A 21,540-nucleotide genomic window follows, 5' to 3' on the forward strand; every position below is an offset into this window, starting at 1 on the left:
AAATTATGTAGTTGCCTGATTTGCTTCTCTCAGCGTGCTTTCAACAAATTTATCAAACTTCTCCTCTTCCTCGGCAAACGGATAATGATTGCTTTCACGGAAACTTTTGAAGGAAGCATTCGGCAGGCAATTCGCTATTTCAACGCCAAATTTATGAGGACATTGCGCATCATAAACCCCAGAGTAAATATAAGCAGGAATATGAACACTTTTCAATGCCTCTCGGACATCGTAGGTCTTGCAGTCAACTTTTCGAAAGTATGACAATCGATCTCCTACTGTCCGTCCGCTATTCGGTTTTAGGATAGCGGCATCCATCATCGCTTCAGAATGAAAAGACATCAAATTCCATTCCCGTCCCAATGAGCGTCTTTCTTCTAGAGGAACATCTGGCGTATCCAAGCGATCCATTATTTCTACAATCCGCTCAAAGTTCGGGTTTTCCCTGCAATAAATACTTCCAGGATCAGCAGCATATTCTTTACTAGCTGCAGCACCGCCACAAATGATTTTCGTTAAGGATTCTTGTTTCATCGTCGCATAAACTAGCGCCAGCATCCCTCCTGTCGAATGTCCTGCAAATCCCCATTTTTTCAGTAGTAGCGCTTCACGAATTGCTTCCAGATCCAACACGGTTTCCTTCATGCTATATTGCTCTTCTGATTCCGCAGCCACTGATTTTCCGGCTCCCCGTAAATTGATCAAAAAGACATGATAATGATTCGTGAAGGGATTCGCAAATGTATTTCCCTTTTCATTGTACTCACTGTATAAGTGAGTGACAGCAAGTGGCTCACCTTCTCCTTTTTCAAACAACTCAAAAGACCCTCTGCTTGTTTCGATAATTCGTTGCTTCCACATATGATGATCCCCCTTTTCCTTCCCATATTGTACCACTGATAAGAAAATTATGTTAACTGATTTTTTTCGGATTAATACCATTACAACAGAACACATAGACCTCATTTTTCGTTTTCACGGGTCTCACCAGACATTCCAATCAAAAAAAGAACCAAGCAAATCATTCGCTTGGCTCTCAATGAATACATACTAGAAAGTAAATCCTTTTGATGAAAAGGATATCCAATCATCTTCCTGCACAGTACATCGGGCGATTTTATTCTTCCCGATTTTCCCGCATTTTTCACATTGGTGAATCAGCTGGTAGCCCTTTTTCGCTGAATAGTCCCACCCAATGGGTTTCATTAATCCAAGGCAATCACTCGCTCGATCTCCCGGCTTATTGTCAAGATGCTTCGAGTATAAGCAATAAGGACAATGGTTTCGAAAACTCCCGTTCGTTAAGGGATCAATCGTTGCTCCACATTGCTCACAAATAAATCCTGTATTTTCTTCTTTCCGGCCCATGTACATTCCTCCAAGATGTTTTTTCATCTTTGGAGGCAGGGTTCCGTTCTGTTTTCCTACTTTGTAGTTTCAGGCTTTCCGAGAGAAGGGACCCCTTCACCGCCGCGCTCTACCCGGCGATTACTGCTAGTTCCTGCTTCAGCCGGGCGTATTTCATCCCAACATCCGAACCTCGGCTGCTTTTCAATTTGTCACAGCCACTGTGAGACGGACCTCTCCATCTCCCACTAGTTGGTGTTCTTCCCGGATCACTGACATCGGCATTCGTCCCCTATGCTGCACGGCCATCTCTTATTTGTACGATCAAATTTATCACTCCATATGCTTTGGCATGTATTCCATATTATCGTAGCAGATCCCCTTTTGATAAAATAGCTTATTTTCCTATTTCTTCAGTTCGCTTTGTACTTTTACTAGCAGCTCATCCATTGGCATCTGCCCCAAATCCCCTTCTTTCCGTTTGCGGACAGAGACAAGTTGTTTTTCGACTTCCTGGTCTCCTACGATCAACATATACGGCACCTTTTGCTTTTCGGACTCTCTAATCTTCATTCCCATTTTTTCGGACCGATCATCCACTTTGACCCGGATCCCCTCTTTTGCAAGCCTTTGTCGCATTTCGTTTGCATAATCAACATGCTGATCAGCGATCGGAACGATTCTCACTTGTTCAGGCGCCAACCATACCGGGAAGTCTCCTCCATAATGTTCGACTAAGATGGCAAGGAAACGTTCAACTGAGCCAAAGATAGCGCGATGAATGATGATCGGGTATTCGAGTCCATTTTGTTCATTCACATAGCGGCAATTGAACTTCTCAGGCATTTGGAAATCCAGCTGGACTGTGCCACATTGCCAGCTGCGTCCGAGCGAATCGAGAATATGGAAATCGATTTTTGGCCCATAGAACGCTCCGTCCGCTTCATTAATTCGATAGTCCATGCCGCGTTGTTTGAGTACGGATTCCAACGACTGTTCAGCTTCGTTCCATAATTCAAGCGATCCCATATAATGATCCGGCCGAGTCGACAGTTCCACTTCATACTCGAAACCGAATTCAGAGTATATCTCATGTACCATATCCAGTACTCTGTCAATTTCTTTTTCAATTTGATCCTTCCGGACGAACAGATGGGCATCATCTTGCGTAAAGGCCCGGACCCGCAACATTCCATTTAATGAACCAGACAACTCATGACGATGAACTAATCCTAGCTCCGCATATCGAATAGGCAATTCACGATAACTTCTCCGTTTATGATTAAAAATGAGCATAGCTCCAGGACAATTCATTGGCTTCAAAGCATAGTGCTGCTCATCGACATTCGAAAAATACATGTTTTCGTGGTAATGATCCCAGTGTCCCGATTGTTCCCATAACTCCTGCTTCATCATAATCGGTGTTTTGATTTCCTCGTAGTCTGCTTCCTGGTGTTTTTGCTTCCAATATCGTTCCAATTCATTCCGGACAATCATCCCTTTCGGCAAATAAAACGGCATGCCCGGTGCTTCTTCGGACGCCATGAACAGTTCCAGTTCCTGCCCTAATTTACGGTGGTTCCTTTTTTCAATTTCTTGATTGACTGACATACTAATTCCTCCTATATTGTATATAAATAAAAACCGCACTCCTCCCTATGTGTAGGGACGAATGCGGTCGTGATACCACCCTGATTCCGCCGCAATTCACAAGAATGACGACGCTCAATTCGATAACGGTTTCCCGGTTGCAGTTTCACGCAAATCTCGCGATTCCCTGCAACAGCTTAAAGGCGGTAAATCATTTCTTCTTCTACAGGACTTCCAGCCGATGATCCTGTTCTCTGGCAAGATTCCAAAATGATTCATGTCCTTTTCAGTGCTTTCTTATTCAATTAAAAAACCGCATTCTTTCCCTGTGTAAGGGACGAATGCGGTCGTGGTGCCACCCTGTTTCCGCCATGCCAAAAAAGCATGACGCTCTATCGATAACGGTCTCCCGATCGCAGTTTCGCATATTTGCGGTTACCTGCGACAGCTCAAAGGCGGTAAATCATCTGTTCCACATCAGGACTTTCAGCCAATGGTCCTGTTCTCTGTCAAGCTTTCCAAATGATTCGTATCCTTTTCAATGCTTCCTGTTCAATTAAAAAACCGCATTCCTCCCCGTATAAAGGGACGAATGCGGTCGTGGTGCCACCCAATTTCCGACATACTTAAAAAGCATGTCGCTCTAGTGATAACGGTCTCCCGAACATAGTTTTCTGCCGAGCGCAGTCCCCTATGATAGCTCAAAGGTGGTTAACCATTTCTTCCACTACAGAACTTTCAGCCAAGGTCCTGTTCTCTGGTAAAGTTTTTGAAATGATTCATGTCCTTTTCAATGCCGAACTATCTGATCGCTTTTTTTGAATTATAGTTAACCGCAACATTTCTGTCAATAGGCATCTTTCATTGTAATAAATTGTTTACATTACACCACACACACCAATTCCCTTTCGTATTTGCGGATCGAGCTATCTTTCGATGTTAATTCATTTCAAGTTATTGCCTTCCATTTTTATTCACAATTCTACCGATGCAATTGATTATTATTTTAGCACTAAATCATTTATAATAACGGTAAGGCACAAAAGAGTGCCCACAAACGGAGGGAAATGAATTGAAAAAACTAGTATCGGCGCTACTTGCAGTAACAATCATCATGTCACCGATCGGCAGCACCCTATTCAATGACCATGCGACAACTGTTGAGGCGAAAGGGTATAAGTCAGGCAAAAAGAGCTTCAACACAAATAACAATTACAACAAACCCGCTAAAGTGGATAAGAAACAAGAAGATAATGCTTCCTTTAACAAACAAGCAAAACCCGCTTCTTCAAAGGGAGGATTTTTCTCCGGCGGCTTAATGAGAGGATTGTTCGTGGGCGGTCTTGCGGGACTCTTATTCGGCAGTCTGTTTGCCAACATGGGTATCCTTGGCTCACTTCTTGGATTTATGATTAATATGTTGGCGATCGTCTTGATCATCAGCATCATCCGGAAAATTTTTGTCTCTTTCAAAAAGAAGAAGGAAGAAGTTAACCCATGGCGGAGCTGACGATGTCGGAGCAAGATATTGTCAATGCCATCTGTTTATACGCGGCAAAGAATTATCCAGTCCAGCCGGAAGACGTCGAAGTAGAATTGGCATATGACGAAGAAGTTTTCTCTGCCGAGGCAGTTTTCCAAGGGGAAACCTACTCGCTTACCTCTTTTCAAATGATTCAGGCGATCCGGCTTTGGATCGAAGAGGTCCTTCAAGAAGATCCTTTTGCCGCAGGCATTCGCCTTCTGTTTGATCGGAACGAAGGGATTATCGCATCTATTCATTAAGCGCAAACCCAATCAGTCATAATGATTGATTGGGTTTTCTGCTATCTTATCTGTCTATAGATTCTCAGCTTTTCAAGATTTTTCAGGTGTAAAGATGTACTTATTAACTCCTCCATTGCCAACTCGGACACTTGGACTGGATCCAAATCCTCTTCCCCTGCCCAGGCGGTAAAGAACTCAACAACAAAACTGCGATTAACCGCTTCTTTTATATAGCTTAGCAAGGTGCTTAAGCACTTCTCATCAACCTCGTTCAATTCCGTTTTGTTGGCCCCGAAATCTCCTATATTGGAATAAACTTTATACTGATAGGGATACGACAAGTTGTCAGGACCTTTTCCATCTAGAAGTTTTACTGTGATAGACGCCTCCGCTACATCCGATTGAAATGTCATATGCCCCTTCCCTGACTTCTTTTTCTCCTCTCCAAATACTCCGGTAGGTAGCGAAGACTTTGAAGATACATAATAAAACTGTGTCATTCTATGTTCCCTCCCTGCTTTTACATCCATTTGTTAGCTAATTGACTGTGTAGTATTTGAATATTCCTTCATATGATATAATTTAACACAAAAATAAAGAAGGTGTGGAATCGTGAAAGTTGGAGTAGTGACAGATATTCATGGGAATTCTCCTGCCTTACATGCCGTGCTTGCAGAGCTGGACAAACGGCGGGATATTGACCATATTTACTGCCTGGGGGATATGATTGGAATTGGTCCGAATACAAATGAAGTGCTCGATACTTTGTTCGAAAGAGAGGATATTTCTATGGTTACCGGCAATCATGATGAAGCCGTTTTAGCTCTGCTTACTACTGATGAATATCCTTCAAGCCACTCACACGCAAGAGAGCATCATCAATGGATAGCAGATCGCTTGGACCAAGATTTCATCCATAAACTGAAGAGGTTGCCCCGTACTATTAATCGAACGATTGATGGACATTCGATCCTGTTTACTCATTATCACATCAAGCCGAACAAAATGACTGCTCCCATTAGCAATGATCCATTTAGTCGCATTGTGGAGCCTAGTCTTTCTCATGTCGCTGCCTTGTTCAAGGACAACAAAGAAGCCTTAATTAGTTTTGGACATCACCACCCCGTCCACTACTTCAACAATGAGACGACAATCTATTTAAATCCTGGATCTTTAGGTTGCAACTCCAGACCGACGGCTCCCTATGCGATTGTAGAATTTACTCCTACAAAAATCGATATCCAACTCGAAAAAGCTGTTTATGATAATACTACGTTTTTAGCTTCATATGAAGAATTGCGAGTGCCACAACGTGAGTTCCTTCTCCGTGCTTTTCATGGAAATCAATTAAACCTATAGATACAACTTGAACTTCATCATAATTTCTTTATTCGGAAACTACCCTTATCAAATTTTTTAAGTGCAGACAACTAATAAAAGGAAAAAAGTGTTAAAATCAAGTAAAGAATAAAGAGTGACATTGAGGAAAGTGGATGTGATTTATATTGAAAAGAAAGATATGTATTATTATTGGAATCATTATTCTTGCCATACCGATATTTTGGATATGTAATGTACTAACTCCAGCACTTGATGATGAATCAGGGAATGGGAACCCAGCACTATTATTATTCCCAATTCTTGCTTGTATGTTTTTCTATCTCGTCTATTTATTGCTAAACATATTCAATCAATTTAGTATAAAACCTACTGTTTTCTTTATTGGAATGACCGTTACGTTTCTTCACTTGGTCATATCTTTTCTGTACCAAAGGAGTTCTTTTTTGAAATACAAAACTCTATTGGCGGAAACGCACAAAAATAATGTAGGCCATATCGATTGGGGCTATATTGATACGATCACTTCCTTTATGTCGTTGCATGTTAACAGTCAATATTTCAATGTAAATACGTATTTCATGTTTTTATCATCTTCCCTATTCCTCTCTCTACTGATCGTTTATTATAAGCAAGTGAAAAATCCTTGATTCATGCAAATCAGGATGGTACTTGTTAATAGATACGTCAAAAAACACTCAGGAAACCTGAGTGTTCCAGAGCGTAGACAAAAGCATATTAATTTGTTGTGGCGTATAAAAATAATATATAACCGCTACTTACATTTAGATTCCTAGTAAAGTTGATTTACGCTTCTGGCGTCGCTTTCCGGGGGGCGGGCGGTGAGCCAATCGAACAATGAAGAGTTCGATTTGCCGTATTTCTGCGTTCTTTGCAGAAATTAAGGCATCCTCTACCTGTTGTTTCGCGATTCAAGCTTGCTCCAAACGCTCTGCTTTTTGTCGCAAAAGCCGTTCCTTGTTACGGCTTTTCCTGTGGGGTCTCACCTGTCCCGCTGATCCCCCAGGAGTCGACGCCTTCCGCTCCAATCAACGGATGTTCTGCTAACAAGGTATGTTGTTATTAAGAATTAATATGATAGACCTCGTATAAAAGAAGTTTAGAGAGTCTTCATGTATTTACTCAACAATTAAGAAATTGTATTAAAGGCAGGGAGCGCAACGAAGACTCCTATGGGAATAGCTTGAGCTGAGGACCCCGCAGGCAAAGCCGTCGCGTAGTACGGCTTTTGCGAGCTAAAGCGAATGCGTAGCGAGCAACGGATGTATAATTTCTGCGCGAGGCGCAGGAATTATACAAATCGAACCCTTCGCTGTTCCATTGGCTGAAGCCAAGCCCATGGAAAGCGAAGTTGCGCTCACTGCCGATTGGTATATGCAATTCTATTCATCTCAAAGTGACTTTGTCTACAGTCTGAACACTCAGGAAACCTGAGTGTTCATAGCAACAAATTATGCCACTGTCATTTCCCGGCATACTGCAGCGCATTTCTGACATACTTCTGCACATCTCTTGCAATGATCATGATCATGTTTTTCACATTCTTCTGCACAGCGTTCACAAATGGTCGCGCAAAGTGACAGGATGTCTTCGACAAAAAGACTATTACGGGAAATCGCTTGTGCGGTGTAAGCACAAATATCAGCACATTCCCGATCGAGTCGGATGCAGCCTGCCATCATTTTGACATCCTCTTCTTTCAAACAGGCATCAAAACAAGTGTTGCAGGCTTCCAAACATTCCAGACAGATCCGATAACATTCAGCATATTTGGATTCCATATAGTTCACCTCCGAGAGAAGATTTATTTTATCTCTTCCCGTACAGGATCCACCCAAACCACCCATAGAATACTACCTCTTATTTTATTACCCGAGAAACCGTCATTCCGTCACCAATTGGCAAGAGGAGAGATTCTAATTGAGGATGTTTTGACACATATTCATTAAACTTTATCATTTGCTCGGTATACCGTTTTTGTGGTTCACTCGGTTTTGCCACCGAACCGCCTGCTAAAACATTATCGGCCACAATGAGTGCACCGGGAACTGCCAATTCGATACATGCATCCAAATAGTTCTTATAGTTTTCTTTATCCGCATCAATGAAAATAAAATCAAATGTCGTTCCTTCAGCTTTTAATTCATCTAAACGATCAATGGCCGGACCTGTTTTGTATGTTACCTGCTCCCCAAATCCTGCCTTCGACAAATTTTCATGCGCCAGTTCAGCAAAAGACGGCTCTAGCTCCAACGATGTTAAATGCCCAGCATTCCCGAAGCCTCTAGCAAGGCAAATACCACTGAAGCCCCCGAGCGCTCCGATCTCCAGCACTTTTTTTGCTCCCGTTAAGGCTACTAGCATCGTTAGAAGTTTTCCAGAAGATGGGGAGACGGAAATAGATCTCATCCCATTTTCTTTAATAGAGGCAAGCACATGATGTAGCACGTCGTCAGTCGGGGCAAATACTTGATCAATGTATGAATTAATGTTCTTCATTTTCGTTTTCCTCCTTTATCTCTTCTTCCGCCTTGGTCTCTGACGCGGTCGTTTCTCCCTCCTGAATTTCGAATAGAATTTTGTATTCGTCGATCACCATATCAATGGCTTTTAACTCACCAATAAGTATTTGCTCGATTGATTGGAATTCCGGTTTCTTTAATTGATCCGCAATTGTCGTCCGCTTTACTTGAAGGGTTTCTAAGAACGCAATTACTCGTCCTCTTCGGAATGTCTTAGCACCGCCACGAGATGGACCGCCCTCTCGTCCTTTGCGCCTTTCACCGTAATGATGGCCATTTCTCATATCAAACATCTCCCTTTGTATACGTTTGTATACTTTTTATCAATTGTATACAAACGTATACAAAAAGTAAATAAAAAACCTTGCACGGAGAATAAAGCTCCTGCAAGGAAAAAAGATCATATTAAAATTGAACACTAAATTGTTCAAAACGATGTATTCCTGTACCATGACGTACCAGATTTCTGTTTTCCAAATACTCCACTGCTGACTTCACTTCATTTAGAATGCCGGGCTCCAAACCAATTGTGTTATGGCCGCCATAGATTTTCGTTACGTTTGGAATGCTTGTCAATTTCTTTAATGAATGTACTAGAGCTACCGGATCGGTTGTTGGGAAAAATGCATAAACTGGAGTTTCATCATATAAAAGATCACCAGTAAATAAATAACCTCTGCTTTCATCAAAAATGGAAATATGACCAGGTGAATGACCTGGTGTATGGTATATTACTAACTTCCGATTACCGATATTTATTTCATTGCCATCTTGCAATGTACCTGTTGGTTTTCCAGTGAACGGTGTGTATATATGAGGATCAAAAGTAGATGGCACAGGAATCGTGATATCTCTTGCTACATCCTTTCTGATTTGCTCAATGGACAGCTTTTTGATTCCGTTGATTAGCCAGTCCTCTTCATCCGCATGAACATAAATCTCATTAAACTTCCCATGGCTCCCGATATGATCCCAATGGACATGTGTAGTTAACACGACGATCGGCAAATCAGTGACCTGGTCAGTTATTCGTTTTATATTGTCGATGCCAAGTCCAGTATCAATTAATGCAGCCTTTTCTTCTCCTACCAGCAAATAGGAATGGACCTTTTCCCAATGTCCATATTCGCTAATGACAAAAGTGCCTTCATCGATTTGAGTGACTGTAAACCATGAATCTTGAATCCTCCTCATCCTCATTCCCCATTTCCTTATCTGTTAGCTTGCATTTTTACATCTAGTTGTTACCAACACCATATCACAATACGAACATCTGTTCAATTCAGCTTCAAATTTATTATTCTTTCATTGAATCAAAGCTAATTCATCCTCATAGAATGGTTCAAACATTTCAGACAACAAAAAAACAAAGGAGGCAAGGAAAATGGAAACCATCTTAGAAACAATTGTGGACTGGCTATGGGGATTGCCGCTCATTTTCACCGTGTTATTCGTTGGACTCTACTTTACAATCGGGAGTAAATTCTTTCAGTTCGGCTATTTACCGCATATTTTCAAAGCCACATTCGGCAGATTATTTTCAAAAAAGGATAGCATTAAAGAGAAAGGAATATTAACCCCTTTCCAGGCAGTCAGTACCGCGATTGGCGGAAGCGTTGGAGTCGGCAATATCGGAGGGGTGGCGACTGCCATTGCGGTTGGAGGCCCGGGAGCCGTATTTTGGATGTGGGTAACCGCCTTTCTCGGGATGATGACTAAAACCGTGGAAGTTTCATTAGCTGTCCATTACAGAAGCACGGACGAAAAAGGCAATCCATATGGAGGGCCAACCTATTACATGGAAAAAGGGTTGGGTGAGGAGAAAAAGTTCAAGTATTGGAAAATCCCTGCTTTCCTTTTTGGTTTCGGGATTTTCACGACTTTTTTCATTACTCTCCAAAACTACACGGTCTCCGAAGCGGTCAGCTCGACGTTCAAAATTGGGATGATACCTTCGTCGTTCATTTATGTCACCCTTATCTATGTCATCATTTATGGGGGCATTAGGAGAATCGGAGAAATCGCCTCCAAGCTTATTCCTTTTATGAGTATCTTTTATATTCTGGCATCGTTATTTATCATTTTTAAGAATTTCTCTGAAATCGGTCCAGTATTTGGTTTAATTTTCGAAAGTGCATTTTCAGGTATGGCTGCAGTTGGCGGATTCACAGGAGCGGTAATTGCCCAAGTGATCAGGATGGGCGTCGCTCGCGCTGTCTATAGCAACGAAGCCGGCTGGGGTACTTCCCCGATGATTCATTCCACAGCGAAAACAAACCATCCGATCAAACAAGGGATGTGGGGAGCGATCGAAGTTTTCATCGACACAATCGTCATTTGTTCGATGACTGCTTTCACCATCATTATTACAGGTGCGTGGTCGTCGGGTCTGGATGGAGCCGCTCTGACTTTATCCGCTTTTGAAACTGGAATCGGAGAATCTGGACGGATGATTCTCACCCTTTGCATCTTTTTATTCGGTTTAACAACTACGACCGGCTGGTATACGTATTATGAAATCATCTTGCGTCATCTATTCGGCGGGGAAAATAAGATCAAAACCAAAAACAAGACGCTCAACTTTTATAAGTGGCTCTATCCGATTCCGGGTCTTCTCATGGTCGTATACGCAGTCACTTACGATCTGCCAGGTAAAGCCGTCTGGTATTTCGCGGATATTACGACAGCCATCCCGACTTTCATCAACCTTGTCATATTGCTAATTCTTAGCAAGAAGTTCTTCGCCTTATTGCGCGACTATAAAGCGAGACACCTGAACATCGGAACGATTGATCCTAATTTTCATGTGTTCTATGAGGATAAATTGAAAAAGAAATAAGATGGATTCCTGCATTCTCACAATCTGAGCAGCTCACAAGGTATAATAGTGAAAATGCCAGATCGGGAGATGAAGTATGCCTACAATCGACAATATGCTCGCCATTCTTTGGATGCTGCGTTCAAATGAGAAAGTTACCGCGCAACAAATTGCCGACAAACTGGAGCTGAATATTCGAACGGTATATCGCTATATTGATACCCTATCGACAAGTGGTGTGCCTATTGTTTCTGAACCTGGCCACCACGGCGGCTATAGCCTATTAGATCACTTTAAGGAAGCACCGCTTTTTTTCGATGCTGAAGAGCAGACTTCCCTGATCCATGCGTCTCGCTTCGCACAAGAAGCTGGCTACTATGGCGGGGAAGCACTCCAAAGAGCTATGGAAAAGCTCCGCAACTATGTGAATGAAAAACAGGAAATACAAGTTAACGTTTAGGTATCGACTTTGGATGTCATGAAGGGGTCCGTTTCCCACTCAATCGAGTCATTCTTAAAGGATTTGAAACTAGCTGTAGCGAACTGCTTATCGGTAACCATTCAATATCCTGTCAAAGATAACGGATCGCCATTAGACCGTTTGATCGATCCGTACAAAGTAATCTTTTGGAATTCAAGATGGTACGTCATCGGCTTTTGCCATCTGCGTCAGGAGAACCGCAGTTTCCGAGTAGATCGGATACTAAGTTTAACGGGTACCGACCGTTCATTCAGTATGCCGAAAGACTTTTCTCCGCAAGACTTCTTTATGAAAAAACTTCTGCCGGCATTACCAAGTGAAGGGATTGAGACTGTTTGCATTGAAGGAAAGCCAAAAGTGATAGACGATCTATGCAGGCATTGGTTTTTAAGCCATTATATACAAAAACGGGAAGATGGCCACGCGGTCTTCCTGCTGGATCGTGAAATGATCGAAACGTTTGTACCTTTCCTTCTCTTACCGTACGGCACATCCATTCGAGTGATGGGTCCAAAGAGTTTACAGAATAGCTTAATTGAAGTTCTAACTGAATTGCTTCATTTTCATCAATCTTCTACACTTCCCTGACGGCAGCTGTCAGGGAAGTTTTATTATAATGGCCATATCAACTGGAATTGGAGTGTTTATTGTGGAGCAGAAAAAAGCGTATATGTATGTATTTGACTCGATGTCTGACTGGGAATACGGGTATTTGATTGCTGAATTGAACTCAGGAAGATTTTTCAAAAAGGGAATTGAACCCATAAAAGTCATAACGATCGGATTATCAAAAGAAATGATTACAACGATGGGCGGATTGGTAATCAAACCAGATCTCGCGCTTCATGAATGTACTGTAAAGAGTCAAGATGTCATCATTTTACCTGGCGGCAATACGTGGGGAGATGCAACGCATATGCCGATGCTAGAAAAAGCAACGAAAGCCGCTGAGCATGGTACTCTACTGGCGGCGATTTGTGGAGCCACCATAGGACTTGCTGATATCGGGTACCTGGACACAAGAAAACATACAAGCAATGACCTAGCTTATTTAACAATGGTCAGTCCCCAGTATAAAGGTGAATTGTATTATCAGAAAGAAAGTGTAGTTTCATGCGGAAAGTTAATCACCGCATCAGGGGTCGCTTCTTTAGAATTCGCCAGAGAAGTTCTGTTATCTCTGGATGTCTTTCAGACTGATACATTGACTGCATGGTATGAGTTAAACAGAACCCAGCAGCCGGAGTATTTTTTTCAGTTAATGAATACGATGGATTGAAATAAATAAAAGCCACGCAGCTCTAGCACGCGGGCTTTTATTCACTTTGCGCATCATGAATCATCCAATCCGAAGCACTCAGCAAGTCTGGAAAAACAGCATCAGCAAGCGGGTCAAATGAGCCGAGGAAGACGCCTTTCGTTCCAGCTTTTTTGCCGGCCATAACATCAGTGTCCGTATCTCCTACCATATAGGATTTCGACAAATCGACTTTATATTTTTCCGCCAAATCCTCGATCAGCTTGCTGTTTGGCTTGCGGCAAGCACAACCCGATTTCGGTTTATGCGGGCAGTATGCTACATCATGGACAATCGCACCTTCCTTTCGCAATTCCTCTATCATATGGTGATGGATCGCCTGGAGCTGTGACTCTTTCATAAAACCGAGTCCTACCCCGCCTTGATTGGTGACGACAAAGATGTATTCAAAATGGGCATTTAGCTTTTTTATGGCTGCCGGGACGCCGGGTAGAAAGTAAAAATCACGCGGACGGTTGACAAATTTGACCCGGTCGGTAAGCACTTCATTGATGACTCCATCCCGATCTAGAAAAACCGCCTTTTTCATTTAGTTCCCTCCCAGATTAGGAATCGCTGTTCTCAAGTCAACTCGAAAAAGTTTACATAATAATATTATTATACTCCACATAATTCAAGCTCATATTTTACTTCCGCATTATTCTTTAGCAGCATCTTTTCTTGGATCGTATCGCCTGTCCTTTTATCGACCGTTTTCCTCCAAATCTCGTTCCGCCGATAATTTTTACCATCCTGCTGATAAAAAGCATGCTCTTTTTCAACAATATGATAAGCATAGTCCAGCTCTACATTGGAATAGATGGCTCCCTTTAAATGACGATCCGTAAGCCACAATTTGATTTGGAATGTATACTCCGTTTCATTTTTAAAACGCAGATCAACATAATTGTAAAAGACGCTTGCCCCACTGCCGAATGGCAGCACGCGGCCTTCATCCGGAAATGGATCAAAGCTATGATGATGCCTTTCTACAACAGTAAGCGGTGTGTGAAGTGCCATCCAATACAATAGGTTAGCAAGCTGGCAAACGCCGCCCCCTATTCCGGTTTTCACTTCACCTCTCGAGAGTTGCATTCCTTCAATATACCCTTTCGCCTTCGTTGCACGACCTACAACACGCCAAAAAGAAAACACTTCGCCCGGCCGGATGAGAATCCCATCAATCGCTTCGGAAGCGATCTTTAAGTTGACCACTTTATTTTCCTGCAGCTGCGGGTCACTGCTGCCAAGCTTTCGCCGCAATAGCGATTGATGCTTTTTGCAAGCAAACAGGTATGTGCTTAGCTCTTTCTTCTTCGCAAACTGTTTCCGATCTCTCCAATTGGCCAGACCTCGAAACAACCGCTTTTGCTCAATCCGAGCATGATAAAAAAATGGATGGATTTCAGATAGCCTCATTGACATTCTCCCCTTAACATATCCTATCCATTCCTATTCGCTAGATGTGGGAAGGATTCCTTGTTATGAGAAAAATGTTGTGCTTCCACTAAAGAAAAACGATACTTGTTTATGCAGAGATGCTTTTTTGATATATAGACTACCTGGTTCATGCTCTGTTTTGCCTACCTGAAAAGTTAACGCCTTTATGGACGATGTGCTCAACCAAACGTGGTACCTCATTAGCAACTTAATAAATAATAAACAAATTTCGTCAACCAAGTTAAGGTAATATATTGTACTAAACAACAACGATAAATCACTACACCAAGTATTATTTCCCGGCGATAAATGGAGTTTGATGAAGATACATCGTCATTTCAATCTGATCCACTAGGAAACGGGCAATATCCCTGTTAGAAATTTTTCTCCCAGGCATATCAATCAGGTTTTTACGTATTTCTCCTTGTTGGGGTCCCTCATAGACAAAAGGCAATCGGAATAGCGACCAATCCACATCGGATTTCTTTAACATATCATGCTCCAGCCGTTTATCTAACATCATCTTGGGGAATAAAATCTCAAACAACCCAGCTCCGAATCGATTCATGAGATTTTTACGGTCTCCAACTAATGTTAGAGATCCACCCGTTACTCCAATATATCTTCGAATACCATGCTCCTTCATATGGGAAAGAACCAGTTTTGTAACTTCACTATAGAGCGGCAGCGCTCTAACAGGCTGACCAAATGTATTAATGACTGCATGGCAGTCCCGTATAGTCTCTTCAATCGACTCGGCGTTCAATGCATCACCAACAATCAACTCGATTCCTTCTTGATTCTTCTGAACGCGCTCCGGATTCCGTACAAGCATTCTTACAGAATAGCCTCTATCCAATCCAGTTTCTGCTATGTACTTCCCCACTTTGCCCGTTCCACCAATGATAGCAATACGTTGTTGTACCAATCAAAATCCTCCTTCTTGCTCTAGACTTTTAGAAAAACCCGAGCTCCTCGCTACATATCCGTTTGTTTCGTAGAAAGCATGAGCCGCCACTCGTTCTTCCCGGTTTCCGCTATTTAAAGTGATACTATTGCAATTGTTATTTCTAGCCCATTGTTCGATCGATTGCAACAGAATGGTACCGACGCCTTGATTCCTCACTTTCGAGTCAACGACAAAGGCAAGAATCCTTACATAACAGCCGTCCCTTTCAAATGGAAACATACGGCAAACGCCTGCAAAACCAACTACTTTTCCCTCTTTGACTGCTACAAAGGAATGATAGGCTTCCTGTTCACTTAACAGGTTAAAGCGCTTTTCAATTTCATTCAAAGAACTTGGATAGCCCAACTGTTCCAAAAGCTGAACAAGCGCTTCATAATCCTGTCTATCTAAGTTTCGTACTTCAACTTCCATCCACTATTTCCCCTTTGAATCATATTGTTTTTACTCCAAATCTAATGGTGATAGCGACAGTTGTCATTAGCAATATGAGTATTGGTACATAGGTTAAGAATCATAGATGATAGAATCTAAGATTTGTCCAATTTCCTTTTTATCTCGCTTTACACATAATAAAGGCCCCTCTGATTTGATCATAACCAAAGGGGCCTGCTACTTCCATTATTATTGTATCATTTCGAAGTTTATTTCTATCTGGAGTGCTCGTATATACCGGATAACTGCTCGTATTTTTTTGCTAAGTGCTCGTATATTACATGGACTGCTCTTATCTGCCGCCTACTGATTAATGAAAAATGTTCAATTCCTTGCATCTTGTTTTATTCTTTCGGCAGCGGCCTGCCTGCCGGATTGCAGTGAATTCATCTGTTCGGAAAGGTGAATTGTATATGAAGCTAGCTCTTCCTTTGTTTTGGTTTCAACATACAACGGCTCCCCGAAAGTTATTGTGGCTTTTCTCACTTTCAGCAGTTCCCGAATTGTTCGTGGACCTTCATATATTGCAGGTACAACAGGTACCTTTGCGAGATTAGCTATGGTGACCGCACCCCGCTTTAAAGCTACATCTTCAGTTGATCGAGTGCCACCCGGGAAAATACCAACCACTTCTCCCTTTTTTAATAATTTTATTGGAATCTTGATGCTGCTCGGAGAAGGATTCTCCCGGTTCACCGGAAATGCGTTCAGTTTTCTAAGGAAGGAGGACAGTAACTTGTTTCGAAAGAGTTCTTGCTTCGCCATAAAATGAATCGGTCTTGGCATGTACACTGCTAAAATGACTACATCCAACCAGCCTCTATGTGTGCACGTAACAATATATCCTCCTTCAGCAGGAAGTAAATGTTTGTTTTTGACTTCGTACTTCCCTAGCATTCCGAGAATCATCTTCGCGACTCTCAAAATAACTCTATACATTCGATCACCTTTTATCATCATGTTATAGTACCAGGTACTAATTATAGAGTAATAGGGAGGTTTATTCCACTTAAATTCTGCCGTCATAATTTTATCGACTTATTTGTGGGAAGCAGTGTATAAGACCAAGAATAAATAAAGTCTGCTATAAAAGCAATTCCCCATATAACACCAATCGTGTAGAGGGCTTCGTTTGGATAAGGAGATCTTTCAGCATTGCGCTCATTTAACCATGAAAGGTCCATCAAATAGGCCTTCATTTCGATCATACTTTCGGTTCCCAGCCACCACAATATTGTTTGACCGATCACAAAGACCAACAAATGCAGCAATGAGGAAATGCGGTATTTTTTAGCTAGATATTTTGGATTTCTATTTTGCTCTAAAATCCTATAATCTCTTTCCGATAATAACTCAATTCCTCGCCACGAGCCGATCTTCCTCCGCATCCATCGATCTAAATTCCTAAAATCAAAGAAGCCAAATGTACAGGCATAAGCAACGAAGATTATAATGATGATAGTAAATGTGGAGACTTCCCCCGTGGCTCGATATACATACAGCCCTACTAAAGCTTCAATGAATAACAACAATATGAAAGATATGATAAACACTATGCTTAGTCGCGTTCTATCAAGAAAATATCGGAAGATACCGAAAAGAAATAGTGACAGTAAGGATAATACTTCAGCAGCAAAAAAAATTTCCCATTGGTAAGATAGGATTGCCTCCATGACATCATTCCTCCTTATCTTAAATTTCAAAGTACGAGGCAGCGTTGCACAGCCACTGCCTCAAGCTTTAACGGTTCCGGTTTACGACTTGGTTGATCCAATTTAAATCAGCGTCTAAGTGGAATAACATGCCGGTGGTCAGTAAATATTTCGTTTCGTCACCTTCCAATAGGTATTCCGTTTTTAATTGGGTCAATTCCATCACTTCTTGGATAATCAGCGTTTTCTGTTGCTCCAGCATTTGCTGTTCTGCATGAAAGTGGATTTTCCGGGCACAACTCCATTTAAAGAAGAAATCCTCTTTGGATGAGTTGTAAGGCACCGGCTCCAACAGCCACTTTTCCAATTCTTGCTTGCCGTTGGGCTCTAATTCATATAATTTTCTTTCCTGCTGATCCATTCCCGCTGACGAGACGAGCTGATCGCGAATAAGACGATCCAGAGTCGTATAAATTTGTCCTGGATTGATCTTTCCTTTCGCGCTAAGCAATGCATCCAATTCTAGTTTCAACTCGTATCCATGATTTTTTTGGTTGTATAATAAAGTTAAGATCCCAAACTTGACTGACAATTTATCAACCTTCTTTAAGTAATGATTGGATATCCATTTTACTCGCACTTTTGCTGGAAATCCAGGCTGCGGCCAAGCTTAGTGAAAAGCCTGCTACTACCGTAAACAGCATGTCGCTATATGGAAATTGGAAAGACAGTAACCCTTCCATCATCTTTAATCTGCTTGTCAAAAAGATTAAGATGATGCCTGTTGCCAGTCCCCCTAACACACCTGTTAGCCCTATGATCATGCCTTCGGCCAATATCATATTTCGAACCTGTTGTTTCGTAAATCCGAGCGCCCGCATTGTTCCAAGTTCTGATACACGTTCCAAGGTGTTCATTAATAGCGTGTTCGCGGTTCCGATACTTGCTAACCCGATGACGAGGAATAGCATGACAATGAGAAGTTCTTTCATGCCTGAAATTGCGGAGGTTGACGACTGTATTTCTTCCTCAACTGTATGGAGCTTAGAAAGGTGTCCGCCAAAATCAGTCCATAATTGTTCCCGCACGGTATCATACGACTCACTATCAACGTTTAACAGCAAATCAAAGCTGTTTCTCCAACCGAATACATCTTTCATGACATTAACATCCATAAAAGCTATATAGCCAGTATAATGCGACGTTTCAGCAACGCCAATCACTTCAAAAGACTGTTTTCCGTTCGGGGTATTCAAGACGATGCTTTCCCCAATTGTTCCTCCCCATTCGGAAAAAGCACGTGTCCCAAGCAGGACGGAAGGTTTTTGACGCAACCGATTGGAAAGGTCTTTTTCATGTTCGTGAATATAGAGAGAAGGTCCATTTTCACGTACCGACAGAACAGAGAATTGCCTCATCTGACCTTCCATCGTTTCCCAAGTAATAGGAGCGGCCTCCCTTACTGGCTCTACATTTGACACGCCGCCATACGAAAGAATCTTCATCATGTCTTCTGCTGACCATGGTGTTTCAGATACGATCCTCATATTTCCGCCATAGGTACTTCGGATTTCCTTACCGAATCCTTCTGGAGCTGATTCCACTACTGCGCTCAACAACATAATAACTGCTATTCCTATGGCTAGGATCGCCGCGGTATTTCCATTACGGTTTACTTGTTGTAAAACATTTCGAGAAGCCAATGTACCAGGATACTTAAAAAGAGTATTGACCAATGGTTTTAAGATAGAACTTAGACCCATTAACAGGTATGGGAATAAAAGCAAAACTCCTCCGATTATTGCAACGTAAGCAGCGGGATGATCAATCAATCCCAACAAAAGGAACGCGACACCAAGGAACACTTTATAAAAATGGCGTTTAGATGAGAATCCTGTATGATCTGCCGCCTTCATTGTTAATAAAATCGAAGTCTTTCCCGCATAGTAGATCGGGAAAAGAGAAAATACAATTGGAAAAAGCAAACCAATCAAGACCGCAAGCAAGGAAGGCATTTTCCAATTCAATGTATAGACCATATCGAATTCAAATACGCTGAGAAGTGCTTTCATGAACAGATCTCCCAGCCCTATTCCAAGTGGAACGCCAATTGCAGTCCCGATAAGGGCTAAAAGCGTCATTTCAATTAATACAAGTCTGGAAACAGAACTTTGCGTGTAACCAAGACTTTTCATGATCGCAAATTCTTTCTTTCTCTCCATCACACTTGTATAGATCATATTAAAAACGATAAACCCACTAATAAAAATGGATAGTCCGGCAACTAAGTAGAAAAACGTGTAAAGCCCTCCAATGTCATTGCTTTGAAGATCATCCGACACAACCGGTTCAATGTAAGCAGTCATTCCATGGAATTTTTGTTGGAAAGTACGAAAGAGCTCCTCTCCATCCCCTTCTACTTGAAATCGCATATACGAGATTTCATCCTGATTCCCTGTCCATTCCCTCAGCAATGACAAGGGAGCCATAACACGAAAGCTAGTCGATTCAGCCCGTTCCCAATTCGAGGGGCTCGCCAGCAATTGGGTGTATTCCACAATGGCGGAAATCTTCGCTTCTCCCATTTCAGTAAACTGAATTGTATCACCGACTCCCTTTCCTAACAGATTGGCAACCGGTTCTGGTACAATGAGACCTTTATTATCCAGTTGTCCTTCGATGACTGGCAGTGTCAATAAAGAACTGCTTTGATCACTCACCCCTGTAATTCGCACCGCCCTTTGACTAAGAGAGCGATCACCTGCAAGTTCAAAGAAGGCTTGCTTATCTAGTGCAAGCAATGCATTTGTCACACTGGAATCACGAAGAATAGGTGAAATCAGGTCTTCCTGAAATGCATAGTCATCACTTAAAACCCAATAATCCGCATTTCCTACGTACATTTTCTCATAGTAATCAAACACATCATCCGTCGTTTTATCTGCAATTAACATGGAAGTTACAAAAGCCGTTCCTAGAACCATCGCAAGTAAGGTAAAGAAAAACCTTTTTTTATTTTGTGTTATATTACGCCATGAAATTCGCCAAATACTTAGCATAGTCACTATCCTTTCTAGAGATCACTTGATCGACGACCCCATCTTTGAAAAGAATAATGCGATCTGCAAATCCAGCTGCGAAAATATCATGAGTGACCATTACTATTGTTTGTTTATTTTTACGGTGAAAGGTGGACAGCAAAACAAGGATTTCCTCCGCCCTGGCCCGATCCAAATTACCTGTCGGTTCATCCGCCAATAAAACGGTTGGATGGTTTGCTAACGCTCGAGCAATTGCAACACGTTGCTGTTGTCCTCCACTCAAAAGCTTCGCATGCTTGTTTTTTAATTCTTCCAATCCAACAGACCGAATTAACTCATGAACCCATTCCATGTTTTCCTTCGTCTGTTTACCGTCCGCATGTAGAGGAAAAGCGACATTCTCTTCCACTGTTAAAGTAGGCAGCAATTGATAATTTTGAAAAACAAAGCCTAGTTTTTTTCTCCGAAATACAGTCCGTTCCCTTTCCTTCATGGCGTGTATTGGTGCATGATTGATTTCAATTTCTCCACTAGTTGGTATATCGAGACCTCCCAGTAGTTGGAGCAATGTGCTTTTCCCGGAGCCACTCGGCCCCATGATCGCTACGAATTCACCTTCTTCAATGTGCAAATTTACTCCCTTTAATACAGGTGTTGTTTCCTGGCCATTCATAAATTCTTTTTGCAGATTACTAACTTTAATCATCTGAGCGCCTCCTATTCTCGATTTATTATATACTAAGTATATAGTTTACGAAAGAAATTATTAAAATATTTAATTCAGAGGCGTATAAAATCCCTTAAAAAAAAGACCATTAAGGTCT

At 41.8% G+C, this 21,540-nt stretch carries 23 protein-coding genes and 1 pseudogene; 7 read left to right on the forward strand and 17 right to left on the reverse strand.

All coding sequences use genetic code 11. The annotated features are described in order from the left end of the window. Window positions 1-3: 3 nt before the first annotated feature. From ACSW3C_RS05995 to thrS, 3 genes are all read right to left on the reverse strand, one after another. Window positions 4-861: an alpha/beta fold hydrolase gene (locus tag ACSW3C_RS05995; protein ID WP_486561453.1), complete on the reverse strand. Its 858-nt coding sequence runs from the start codon at window positions 859-861 to the stop codon at window positions 4-6. Window positions 862-1,050: 189 nt separating this feature from the next. After that, a complete protein-coding gene (locus tag ACSW3C_RS06000) occupies window positions 1,051-1,368 on the reverse strand; it encodes an RNHCP domain-containing protein (RefSeq protein WP_486561455.1) in 318 nt (105 codons plus the stop codon). A gap of 384 nt (window positions 1,369-1,752) precedes the next feature. Further along, the gene (gene thrS, locus ACSW3C_RS06005; RefSeq protein ID WP_486561457.1) at window positions 1,753-2,958 is read right to left on the reverse strand and encodes a threonine--tRNA ligase; all 1,206 of its coding nucleotides are present in this window, start codon (window positions 2,956-2,958) and stop codon (window positions 1,753-1,755) included. 1,051 nt (window positions 2,959-4,009) lie between these two features. Here thrS and ACSW3C_RS06010 point away from each other — a divergent pair. Together ACSW3C_RS06010 and ACSW3C_RS06015 are read left to right on the forward strand one after the other, a co-directional pair. Then, window positions 4,010-4,447 (forward strand): hypothetical protein, encoded by a 438-nt coding sequence (locus ACSW3C_RS06010; RefSeq protein ID WP_486561459.1) that lies wholly within the window; start codon window positions 4,010-4,012, stop codon window positions 4,445-4,447. Continuing rightward, window positions 4,435-4,722, forward strand: coding sequence for a DUF2653 family protein (locus ACSW3C_RS06015; RefSeq protein ID WP_486561460.1), 288 nt, complete (start codon window positions 4,435-4,437; stop codon window positions 4,720-4,722). The genes ACSW3C_RS06010 and ACSW3C_RS06015 overlap by 13 nt, the downstream gene beginning before the upstream one ends. A 41-nt stretch (window positions 4,723-4,763) precedes the next feature. Here the strand turns inward: ACSW3C_RS06015 and ACSW3C_RS06020 are convergent, their stop codons facing one another. Continuing rightward, entirely contained in the window at window positions 4,764-5,204 is a 441-nt protein-coding gene (locus ACSW3C_RS06020; protein WP_486561461.1) for a hypothetical protein, read from the reverse strand. A gap of 112 nt (window positions 5,205-5,316) precedes the next feature. On the opposite strand from ACSW3C_RS06020, the gene ACSW3C_RS06025 reads away from it, so the two are divergent. Together ACSW3C_RS06025 and ACSW3C_RS06030 are read left to right on the forward strand one after the other, a co-directional pair. After that, complete coding sequence (locus ACSW3C_RS06025) at window positions 5,317-6,063, forward strand: metallophosphoesterase family protein (RefSeq protein WP_486561462.1); 747 nt, start codon at window positions 5,317-5,319, stop codon at window positions 6,061-6,063. 425 nt (window positions 6,064-6,488) lie between these two features. Then, window positions 6,489-6,692 (forward strand): hypothetical protein, encoded by a 204-nt coding sequence (locus ACSW3C_RS06030; RefSeq protein WP_486561463.1) that lies wholly within the window; start codon window positions 6,489-6,491, stop codon window positions 6,690-6,692. Window positions 6,693-7,514: 822 nt separating this feature from the next. Here ACSW3C_RS06030 and ACSW3C_RS06035 read toward each other — a convergent pair. From ACSW3C_RS06035 to ACSW3C_RS06050, 4 genes are all read right to left on the reverse strand, one after another. Further along, a complete protein-coding gene (locus tag ACSW3C_RS06035) occupies window positions 7,515-7,844 on the reverse strand; it encodes a four-helix bundle copper-binding protein (protein ID WP_486561465.1) in 330 nt (109 codons plus the stop codon). Between the two features lie 79 nt (window positions 7,845-7,923). Then, window positions 7,924-8,562, reverse strand: a complete 639-nt coding sequence (locus ACSW3C_RS06040) for an O-methyltransferase (RefSeq protein WP_486561466.1) — start codon at window positions 8,560-8,562, stop codon at window positions 7,924-7,926. Next, entirely contained in the window at window positions 8,549-8,869 is a 321-nt protein-coding gene (locus ACSW3C_RS06045; RefSeq protein WP_486561468.1) for a hypothetical protein, read from the reverse strand. The genes ACSW3C_RS06040 and ACSW3C_RS06045 overlap by 14 nt, the downstream gene beginning before the upstream one ends. A 121-nt stretch (window positions 8,870-8,990) precedes the next feature. Beyond that, window positions 8,991-9,779, reverse strand: a complete 789-nt coding sequence (locus ACSW3C_RS06050; protein WP_486561470.1) for an MBL fold metallo-hydrolase — start codon at window positions 9,777-9,779, stop codon at window positions 8,991-8,993. Between the two features lie 190 nt (window positions 9,780-9,969). Here ACSW3C_RS06050 and ACSW3C_RS06055 point away from each other — a divergent pair, with 190 nt between their 5' ends. The 3 genes and pseudogenes from ACSW3C_RS06055 to ACSW3C_RS06065 all read left to right on the forward strand — a co-directional run bounded on the left by ACSW3C_RS06055 (window position 9,970) and on the right by ACSW3C_RS06065 (window position 13,163). Then, entirely contained in the window at window positions 9,970-11,424 is a 1,455-nt protein-coding gene (locus ACSW3C_RS06055) for an alanine/glycine:cation symporter family protein (protein ID WP_486561471.1), read from the forward strand. A gap of 76 nt (window positions 11,425-11,500) precedes the next feature. After that, window positions 11,501-12,472, forward strand: a pseudogene (locus tag ACSW3C_RS06060) (helix-turn-helix transcriptional regulator). A 61-nt stretch (window positions 12,473-12,533) separates the two neighbouring features. Then, window positions 12,534-13,163, forward strand: a complete 630-nt coding sequence (locus ACSW3C_RS06065) for a type 1 glutamine amidotransferase family protein (protein ID WP_486561522.1) — start codon at window positions 12,534-12,536, stop codon at window positions 13,161-13,163. Window positions 13,164-13,200: 37 nt separating this feature from the next. Here ACSW3C_RS06065 and ACSW3C_RS06070 read toward each other — a convergent pair whose 3' ends face one another. From ACSW3C_RS06070 to ACSW3C_RS06110, 9 genes are all read right to left on the reverse strand, one after another. Next, window positions 13,201-13,731 (reverse strand): D-glycero-alpha-D-manno-heptose-1,7-bisphosphate 7-phosphatase, encoded by a 531-nt coding sequence (locus ACSW3C_RS06070; RefSeq protein WP_486561473.1) that lies wholly within the window; start codon window positions 13,729-13,731, stop codon window positions 13,201-13,203. Between the two features lie 68 nt (window positions 13,732-13,799). Further along, window positions 13,800-14,600 carry a VanW family protein gene (locus ACSW3C_RS06075; protein ID WP_486561474.1) on the reverse strand — a complete coding sequence of 267 codons (801 nt, stop codon included), beginning with the start codon at window positions 14,598-14,600 and terminating at the stop codon, window positions 13,800-13,802. A 313-nt stretch (window positions 14,601-14,913) separates the two neighbouring features. Continuing rightward, on the reverse strand, window positions 14,914-15,549 hold the full coding sequence (locus ACSW3C_RS06080) for an NAD(P)-dependent oxidoreductase (RefSeq protein WP_486561475.1): 636 nt from the start codon (window positions 15,547-15,549) through the stop codon (window positions 14,914-14,916). Beyond that, window positions 15,550-16,002: a GNAT family N-acetyltransferase gene (locus tag ACSW3C_RS06085; protein WP_486561476.1), complete on the reverse strand. Its 453-nt coding sequence runs from the start codon at window positions 16,000-16,002 to the stop codon at window positions 15,550-15,552. A 345-nt stretch (window positions 16,003-16,347) separates the two neighbouring features. Next, window positions 16,348-16,962 (reverse strand): lysophospholipid acyltransferase family protein, encoded by a 615-nt coding sequence (locus ACSW3C_RS06090; RefSeq protein ID WP_486561523.1) that lies wholly within the window; start codon window positions 16,960-16,962, stop codon window positions 16,348-16,350. 83 nt (window positions 16,963-17,045) lie between these two features. Continuing rightward, a complete protein-coding gene (locus ACSW3C_RS06095) occupies window positions 17,046-17,696 on the reverse strand; it encodes a hypothetical protein (RefSeq protein ID WP_486561478.1) in 651 nt (216 codons plus the stop codon). Between the two features lie 67 nt (window positions 17,697-17,763). Beyond that, complete coding sequence (locus ACSW3C_RS06100; RefSeq protein WP_486561480.1) at window positions 17,764-18,267, reverse strand: PadR family transcriptional regulator; 504 nt, start codon at window positions 18,265-18,267, stop codon at window positions 17,764-17,766. Window positions 18,268-18,271: 4 nt separating this feature from the next. Then, window positions 18,272-20,734: an FtsX-like permease family protein gene (locus ACSW3C_RS06105; RefSeq protein ID WP_486561481.1), complete on the reverse strand. Its 2,463-nt coding sequence runs from the start codon at window positions 20,732-20,734 to the stop codon at window positions 18,272-18,274. Further along, complete coding sequence (locus ACSW3C_RS06110) at window positions 20,703-21,422, reverse strand: ABC transporter ATP-binding protein (RefSeq protein WP_486561483.1); 720 nt, start codon at window positions 21,420-21,422, stop codon at window positions 20,703-20,705. The genes ACSW3C_RS06105 and ACSW3C_RS06110 overlap by 32 nt, the downstream gene beginning before the upstream one ends. Window positions 21,423-21,540 lie beyond the last annotated feature (118 nt).

Source organism: Sporosarcina sp. AD_1 (genome assembly GCF_057373025.1).

Coding starts and splice junctions, on each gene's coding strand:
- ACSW3C_RS06085 (WP_486561476.1), bottom strand. CDS start 16,002: ATGGAAGTTGAAGTACGAAACTTAGATAGACAGGATTATGAAGCGCTT.
- ACSW3C_RS06075 (WP_486561474.1), bottom strand. CDS start 14,600: ATGAGGCTATCTGAAATCCATCCATTTTTTTATCATGCTCGGATTGAG.
- thrS (WP_486561457.1), bottom strand. CDS start 2,958: ATGTCAGTCAATCAAGAAATTGAAAAAAGGAACCACCGTAAATTAGGG.
- ACSW3C_RS06110 (WP_486561483.1), bottom strand. CDS start 21,422: ATGATTAAAGTTAGTAATCTGCAAAAAGAATTTATGAATGGCCAGGAA.
- ACSW3C_RS06070 (WP_486561473.1), bottom strand. CDS start 13,731: ATGAAAAAGGCGGTTTTTCTAGATCGGGATGGAGTCATCAATGAAGTG.
- ACSW3C_RS06050 (WP_486561470.1), bottom strand. CDS start 9,779: ATGAGGAGGATTCAAGATTCATGGTTTACAGTCACTCAAATCGATGAA.
- ACSW3C_RS06095 (WP_486561478.1), bottom strand. CDS start 17,696: ATGGAGGCAATCCTATCTTACCAATGGGAAATTTTTTTTGCTGCTGAA.
- ACSW3C_RS05995 (WP_486561453.1), bottom strand. CDS start 861: ATGTGGAAGCAACGAATTATCGAAACAAGCAGAGGGTCTTTTGAGTTG.
- ACSW3C_RS06055 (WP_486561471.1), top strand. CDS start 9,970: ATGGAAACCATCTTAGAAACAATTGTGGACTGGCTATGGGGATTGCCG.
- ACSW3C_RS06015 (WP_486561460.1), top strand. CDS start 4,435: ATGGCGGAGCTGACGATGTCGGAGCAAGATATTGTCAATGCCATCTGT.
- ACSW3C_RS06105 (WP_486561481.1), bottom strand. CDS start 20,734: ATGCTAAGTATTTGGCGAATTTCATGGCGTAATATAACACAAAATAAA.
- ACSW3C_RS06045 (WP_486561468.1), bottom strand. CDS start 8,869: ATGAGAAATGGCCATCATTACGGTGAAAGGCGCAAAGGACGAGAGGGC.
- ACSW3C_RS06000 (WP_486561455.1), bottom strand. CDS start 1,368: ATGGGCCGGAAAGAAGAAAATACAGGATTTATTTGTGAGCAATGTGGA.
- ACSW3C_RS06020 (WP_486561461.1), bottom strand. CDS start 5,204: ATGACACAGTTTTATTATGTATCTTCAAAGTCTTCGCTACCTACCGGA.
- ACSW3C_RS06035 (WP_486561465.1), bottom strand. CDS start 7,844: ATGGAATCCAAATATGCTGAATGTTATCGGATCTGTCTGGAATGTTTG.
- ACSW3C_RS06090 (WP_486561523.1), bottom strand. CDS start 16,962: ATGTATAGAGTTATTTTGAGAGTCGCGAAGATGATTCTCGGAATGCTA.
- ACSW3C_RS06040 (WP_486561466.1), bottom strand. CDS start 8,562: ATGAAGAACATTAATTCATACATTGATCAAGTATTTGCCCCGACTGAC.